7 protein-coding genes and 4 pseudogenes are annotated in these 5,959 nt (G+C 66.7%); 3 read left to right on the top strand and 8 right to left on the bottom strand.

Annotation, left to right across the window (positions count from 1 at the left end):
• Positions 1-263: pseudogene (locus tag GTY47_RS41240) on the top strand (fumarylacetoacetate hydrolase family protein); the annotation flags it as partial.
• 81 nt (positions 264-344) lie between these two features.
• On the opposite strand, the gene GTY47_RS25655 reads toward GTY47_RS41240, so the two are convergent.
• Together GTY47_RS25655 and GTY47_RS25650 are read right to left on the bottom strand one after the other, a co-directional pair.
• Positions 345-503 carry a hypothetical protein gene (locus tag GTY47_RS25655; protein ID WP_158688478.1) on the bottom strand — a complete coding sequence of 53 codons (159 nt, stop codon included), beginning with the start codon at positions 501-503 and terminating at the stop codon, positions 345-347.
• Positions 500-1,546, bottom strand: a complete 1,047-nt coding sequence (locus GTY47_RS25650) for a DMT family transporter (protein WP_050810341.1) — start codon at positions 1,544-1,546, stop codon at positions 500-502. Before GTY47_RS25650 ends, GTY47_RS25655 begins: the two co-directional genes overlap by 4 nt.
• 146 nt (positions 1,547-1,692) lie before the next feature.
• Between GTY47_RS25650 and GTY47_RS25645 the strand changes: the two genes are divergently transcribed.
• Positions 1,693-2,145 carry an Lrp/AsnC family transcriptional regulator gene (locus GTY47_RS25645; RefSeq protein WP_029181760.1) on the top strand — a complete coding sequence of 151 codons (453 nt, stop codon included), beginning with the start codon at positions 1,693-1,695 and terminating at the stop codon, positions 2,143-2,145.
• A 280-nt stretch (positions 2,146-2,425) separates the two neighbouring features.
• On the opposite strand, the gene GTY47_RS41930 is transcribed toward GTY47_RS25645, so the two are convergent.
• The 3 genes and pseudogenes from GTY47_RS41930 to GTY47_RS41230 form a co-directional block, all read right to left on the bottom strand.
• Positions 2,426-2,587 carry a DoxX family protein gene (locus GTY47_RS41930; protein ID WP_078602994.1) on the bottom strand — a complete coding sequence of 54 codons (162 nt, stop codon included), beginning with the start codon at positions 2,585-2,587 and terminating at the stop codon, positions 2,426-2,428.
• Positions 2,588-2,615: 28 nt separating this feature from the next.
• On the bottom strand, positions 2,616-2,756 hold the full coding sequence (locus GTY47_RS41925; protein WP_010048324.1) for a hypothetical protein: 141 nt from the start codon (positions 2,754-2,756) through the stop codon (positions 2,616-2,618).
• Between the two features lie 79 nt (positions 2,757-2,835).
• A pseudogene (locus GTY47_RS41230) lies at positions 2,836-3,018 on the bottom strand (hypothetical protein); the annotation flags it as partial.
• Between the two features lie 309 nt (positions 3,019-3,327).
• Here GTY47_RS41230 and GTY47_RS25625 point away from each other — a divergent pair.
• A complete protein-coding gene (locus GTY47_RS25625; protein ID WP_010048323.1) occupies positions 3,328-4,332 on the top strand; it encodes a serine hydrolase in 1,005 nt (334 codons plus the stop codon).
• 323 nt (positions 4,333-4,655) lie between these two features.
• Here the strand turns inward: GTY47_RS25625 and GTY47_RS41225 are convergent.
• The 3 genes and pseudogenes from GTY47_RS41225 to GTY47_RS25615 all read right to left on the bottom strand — a co-directional run.
• Positions 4,656-4,888: pseudogene (locus GTY47_RS41225) on the bottom strand (XRE family transcriptional regulator); the annotation flags it as partial.
• Between the two features lie 25 nt (positions 4,889-4,913).
• Positions 4,914-5,438, bottom strand: a complete 525-nt coding sequence (locus GTY47_RS25620) for a hypothetical protein (protein ID WP_040904384.1) — start codon at positions 5,436-5,438, stop codon at positions 4,914-4,916.
• A 240-nt stretch (positions 5,439-5,678) separates the two neighbouring features.
• A pseudogene (locus tag GTY47_RS25615) lies at positions 5,679-5,959 on the bottom strand (hypothetical protein); the annotation flags it as partial.

Genomic DNA, 5,959 nt, shown 5'->3' with positions numbered 1-5,959 from the left:
CACCTACCGAGCAGGCAACGCCTCGGCCTGCGGATGACGGCCGCCGTCCACGGCACCGTCGTCGGCGAGGACATGCGGAGCAACATGGCCTTCAGCCACGCCCAGGTGATCGCCTACGCCTCGCGGGGCACCGGAGGTCCGCATCGGCGACATCCTCGGCTCCGGAACCTGCGGCGGCGGCTGCCCTGGCAGAACTGTGGGGACGCCGCGGACTCGACGCCCACCCTCGCCTGGCCCCCGGGGACACCGTCACCCTCAGAGTCACCCGGCGCCACCCCGACCTGAAGAACGACTTCTACGCCAAGGTCCGCCGGCGGGCCCGACCTGCCAAGCCCGAAGTACGGCTACGCAAACAGGTCGTGAAACTCAAGGAACTCCGCGCAGCAGACCAGCAGGAGCTCGCCGAACTGCGCGCCGACCGCGAAGCCCTCGTCCGCGTCGTCCACCAGCTGACCCTGGAGACGCGGCAGCTTCCCAGTGACGGTGACCATCAGCGACTTCAAGAATCCAGGACTCGTCGCGAAGCCCCGCTGATCACTCCATGCACGGTTGGTACATCCGCTTCGGGCTCGTCCGGCTTGGGCCTCGCCTCCGCCGCAGTCCGGGCGGTCGCAGTCCTGGAAGGTTTGCCTCCCCTCGCGTCCGGCTTCGCCATGGCTCCCTGTCCTCTGTCAATCATGCCCAGCGCCACTCCGACGATGATGATCACGCCGCCCGCGACTTGGGCGAGCCTGATCGACTCCCCGTTGATCACGACGGCGCCGATGACGCCGAAGACTGGGACCAGGTTGAGGATGTTGACCGCGACGCTCGACGCCATCCTGCGCAGGCCGTAGTTGTAGAGCAGGAAGCCGCCGACCGAGCACGCCACGGCCAGGTAGGCCAGCAGCGATGAGGCGGTCGCGCCCGGCATCCGCCAGTCGTCGGCCTCCAGCAGGGACGCGAGCAGGAAGCCGGCCGCGCCCGCCAGGGTCTGGTAGTAGGTGACGCTCGTGGCGTCCTGGCCGGCGCTCGCGCGCTTGCCGAGCACGTTGTAACCGGCCCAGGCCAGCCCGCCGAGCAGCAGCAGGATGTCGCCCAGCCAGCGCGAACTGCCTCCGACCTCGGCTCCGTTGCGTACGACGAGGTAGGCGCCGACGGTAGCCAGCAGCACGCCCGTCGCCCTCGGCAGCGGCATCCGGGTGCGGAAGACGACCAGCTCCACCAGCATCGTCATCAGCGGGTACGTAGCCACGATCAGCGACGCGTCGGATGCCGTGGACAGATCAACGCCGACGTTCTCCAGAATGAAGTACACGGTGATGCCGAGGAAGCCGCTCAGGTAGAGCTGCCGCCGCTGCCGGGGTCCCGGCCGGGCCGGACGGTGCGGCCTGAGCCGTACCATCACGCCCAGGAGTAACGCCGCGAGGGTGAACCTGATGGCGCCGATACTGAGCGGGCCGACGTCTTTCAGCACCTGCTTCGTCACCGCGTAGGAACTGCTCCAGAACAGTGCGGCCGCCATGACCGCACACACCGCCCAGACTGTTGGTCCTCGCTCACGCATATCGAGTCGCCCCTCTCCGCTACCAGTGCCGCCAACCACACCGTGACCGAACGAACGTCGGCCAACTAAGCTGGAGGCTAACAACACAATCGAAGGCGTTGCCAAGTGACCGAATCATCTTCGGAATCTCGTGAGGTGAGGCAAGCGTGGACGAACTAGATTCGGCGTTGGTCCGGATGCTGCAGGAGGACGGTCGGCGCACCAACCGTGACATGGCGGAGGAACTCGGTATCGCCCCGTCCACCTGCCTGGAGCGAATCCGATCGCTGCGCAAAAGCGGCGTCCTGACAGGGTTTCACGCGGAGGCAGACCTCGCGGCGATCGGCCGCGGGCTGCAGGCGGTGATCGCCGTACGGGTCCGCCCGCCGACACGTGCGGTGATCGAAACCTTCCAGACCTTCCTGGAGGGGATGCCCGAGGTCGTCTCGATCTTCGTCCTCACCGGCAACGACGACTTCCTCGTGCACGTCGCCGTGCGGGACACCGACCATCTGCACGCAGTGGTCCTGGAGAAGCTGGCGAAGCGCCCGGAACTCGCTGATGTACGGACGTCGGTGGTTTATGGCCACATGCGCAAGAAGGTCATCGGTCCGGCGTGACAGCGGCGCGATCCCGCTGGCGGCGGGTCATCGGGCCGGTGTGCACGTATGCGGCGAGCAGCCGGCCCCGCGGTGGAAGCGCTGCGCTGGTTCGGGCGGATCGGCCCATGGGCACGATCAGCCATCGAGTACACGACCAGCGGACCCGCGTGGCAGGTATGACCCATGACATGGACGCTGCCAGACCCGATGCTGGCCGGACCCGTGCCCGCATCTGGACCTGCGGCCTGAATGAGTGGCCCAACCGAAATGGCACGGTTCTCAGACACTTGAGGTTGCTTCATCCGAGTGAGATCAGCGGCAGCAGTAGCCGGGAGGCTCCGGCCACTTCCAGGGTGCCGACGACGCAGTAGAGGCCCGGCGACATGCCGAAGTGCGCTGCCGCCTGCCGCATGAACGGCACCGCGGCGATCTTCGCCGCTCCCAGTGGCAGGAAGACCAGGGCCAGGGCGACGTGATCTGTGCGGTGGTCACGTCGACCGGCCCAGACGTTCGCGTCTCGTCGGCGAGACCTGGTCCATGCGCTCGCGGATGTAGCGCTTGACGTCGATGTGCTCCATGAACACCTCACCGACTCCCGCCTCGACGAGCTGCCCGAAGAGGTCGTCCACAAGCTCGGGCTGGGTGGCGAAGTGGGGCAGGAGCGGGCCGACGAAGGCGTAGGTGCGGATACCGGCCTCGTCCTGCCCCTTTCAACACAAGACCGGTCAGCCGGCCACGCTGCAGGCCGGCGGCGTCCATCAGCTGGTAGGCCGCGATGCGCAGGTCGTCATCGTGGGCTGAGGGCTCGGCCAGGCGGCGGGTCTTGGCCCAGGTGCAGCCACCGGCGAACGTCAGCATCAGCGTCACCGCGCGGGCCGCCTGGTCACGGCGGCCAGCAGAGTGCACATACCTCTGGCGGGTGTGGACGTTCAACGCGGGGGGGCGCGCCCTGAGGGTGCACCTGGTGCAGCCCGACGTCGCGCCCGCGACATCGCCGTGGTTCAGGTGCCGCTTCCCGGCGAGTGACCAGACTCCTTGCACCGGTCTAGTGCCTGCCGGTTTACGGCGGGCGCGGACATTGCGGACCCCTCGGGAGCGACACGCCCTGCCGTACTGTTGATCACTGCACGCATGGCCGATATGTCATATTTACGGGACTACTGTCCTCTCCCTCCACAGGAATACCGAGGCCTACCCGCCATGCCCGATGGACAGCGCGACGCGGCGTATGAGGAGCTCAGAAGATCCCGTTGCGTCGCCCTGCGCCCGCACGCACTGGCGGCTTGCGCCACCGCCGCGGTCATGGCGTCGCTCGCCGCCTGTTCTTCCACCGGCACGCTCGACGAGGTGCAGACGTCCCCCCTGCCCGGCCAGGCGCCAGCCGCCGCATTGGCGGGGCAACCGTCAGAAAAACCCGGCGCGGCTCTCGCGCGGGCGCTCGAGCCGGTACTGAGGGACGATGAGACCCGGTTGGCTGTGGTCGTGCGCGACCTCAACTGTGCTGACCGGAAGATCGCGTCTTACCAAGGCGACGCGTCGTTCAACACAGCGAGCATCAGCAAGGTGAACATTCTCGCGGCGTTGTTGCTCCAGGCGCAGGATGAGGGCCGCGAACTGACAGCCGAGGAGCGCCAGGCCGCCGAGGCGATGATCAAAACGAGCGACAACGACGCGGCGGACCTCCTGTGGCGGGCGATTGGTCGGGGAGAAGGCCTCGACGCGGCGAACGAACGGCTGGGGCTTTCCTCGACACATGGCGGCCCCGGCGTTCACTGGGGCCTCACACAGACGACAGCCAAGGACCAGATCCGGCTGCTGCAGTCGGTTTTCCCCTACGCGTCGGCGAACTCCGTCCGCACGCGCGAAGGGCTGAACCCTGAATCCCAGGCCTACATCCGGGAGCTGATGGGCGACATCACGGAGGGCCAGGACTGGGGTGTGTCGGCCGCGTCCTCCCAATGGTCACTCAAGAACGGCTGGGTGCAGCGGACCACAACCGGGCTGTGGGTCATCAACAGCATCGGACTGGTCACGGTGGACGGGCACCGGTACCTGGTTTCGGTCCTCAGCAGCGGCAACGCGTCGAAGCAAGGCGGCATCTCGCTGATCGAACGGGCGGTAAGAGCGGCGATCGACGCGACCAGCGACCACACCCGTCACAGACCGACTGGCGCAAGCGCCAGGAGGCCGGTAGGGCTCCGTTAGGTCAGTCTTGATCTCGCGCCGTGTGGGTCCTGGGGCAGCTGCTGACACGTAGTGCGGTGCCGCTCGAAGTACCTCAGAAGGCCTTGTTGTCGCCGTAACCGTGGGTGTGGCAGAAGCACCGGTCGGGGAGCGGTGTCGGCGGCCGGTCGGAGCCGCGGCGAGACGGCAACCTCACCGGACTGCCCATCAGAGACCCCTTCGACCACTGCGGCGGCGCCGAACTGGACAAGAGCGGTGTCGCGGAGCTGACCGGCGGTGCCGCGCGCTACGTCTGGGCGACGCTCGAGCCTGGCCGGTCAACGGCATGAGTGGTTGTACTTGCGCACCGTGAGCGTGCGGAAGCGCACGTCGTCGGTGGTGCCGGGGGCGGCTGTGAAGCCGAATCACGCGCGGGTGTCGATGACGAGACCGGTGGTGGTGGCAGCCTGGCGACGGGCGCGTTCGCGGACGTGGGGCTGCCATCGGGCGCCTACGACATCGGCCAGGCCCCGAGCGAGGTCTGGGCAGGGCCGGCGGATCTGGTCTTTCACGTACCGCTCGACGGTCGCTGCGAGACGTGCCCTTGAAGGAACAGAAGCCGGCTACTCACCGGACGCCTGTTCAGGGTCCGGGGCTGGCGAGGCGAGCCTGAGGGCATCCTTGCGTGTGGTGACATCGTTGAACTGTTGGATGAGCTCTGTGACCCGCGGCTGCGAGGCGGGGTGCGTGCCGAGGTGGCCCTGTGCGCGGAGCAGTTCACCGTAGAGTGCTCCGTACATTCCGCAGAGCTTGATGGATTCCTCCACGCGGTCATGCAGGCCGGTTGCGTAGGGCGCTGCGATGGCCACCGCAGCCAGGCAGGACAGCGTGGAGACCACGATCTGGGCGGTGAGGCGGGAACCGTCGGCGATGATCGGCCAGGCGAGGAGCCCTGTGATGATGCTCAGTGCGGCCGCCGCAATGTTGTACTGACGGGCCCTGTGCAGCAGACGAATTGCTTCCCTCGGCGTCCTCTTCACCCAGTAGCGAGCGCGTACGGCGCTGCCATCGAGCTGGCGCAAGACCTCGCCGTCGTACAGAACACTTGCAGGTCTCGTCCATCGTCTGACCAACTTCAGTAGCACCATCACTCCCGCCACTCTTCCGGTAGTGATTCCACAGTGACGTCAGTCGATCACACTTCTTCGATGCAACGCGCCGATTCCCGATCAAAGGTCCATGCGCCTTTGCGATCATTACCGGATGGGCTCATAGTTTGGAAATACACTACGCTGGAGCTCCGGCCCGGTTACGGCGGGCCGGAGCTCCAGATGACGCGGTTGTCTCTCCCCGTGGTGACGTCTTTGGGGTCGGTCGTTGCCCCGGTTCTAGTTGTCGATCACGCGGAAGCTGCTCGTGACGGTCCCCACGACACCGAACTGGCTGCCACCAGGCAGAACAGTGGCGACAGGAGCGCCGGCGTTGCAGTTGTTCCCGCTGAAGAACTGAACGATCCTGTCGGTGTTGTTGGTGATGTTGAAGCTAGTGAGAGCCGGGCGGACCACGGCGACGCATGCTCCGGGGTTGGCCGTGTACGTGCGCTCGTTGATCTGGATCTCGCCGCCGTTCTTCTTGGCCTCGCGGTAGTCCTTCTTGTAGTCGTAGTCGC

The sequence above is a fragment of the Streptomyces sp. SID5464 genome, assembly GCF_009862985.1.
Classification (GTDB): Bacteria; Actinomycetota; Actinomycetes; order Streptomycetales; family Streptomycetaceae; genus Streptomyces; species Streptomyces chartreusis_D.
This window is presented reverse-complemented; position numbering and strand designations above follow the sequence as displayed.

Coding starts and splice junctions, on each gene's coding strand:
- GTY47_RS25650 (WP_050810341.1), bottom strand. CDS start 1,546: ATGCGTGAGCGAGGACCAACAGTCTGGGCGGTGTGTGCGGTCATGGCG.
- GTY47_RS25625 (WP_010048323.1), top strand. CDS start 3,328: ATGCCCGATGGACAGCGCGACGCGGCGTATGAGGAGCTCAGAAGATCC.
- GTY47_RS25620 (WP_040904384.1), bottom strand. CDS start 5,438: ATGGTGCTACTGAAGTTGGTCAGACGATGGACGAGACCTGCAAGTGTT.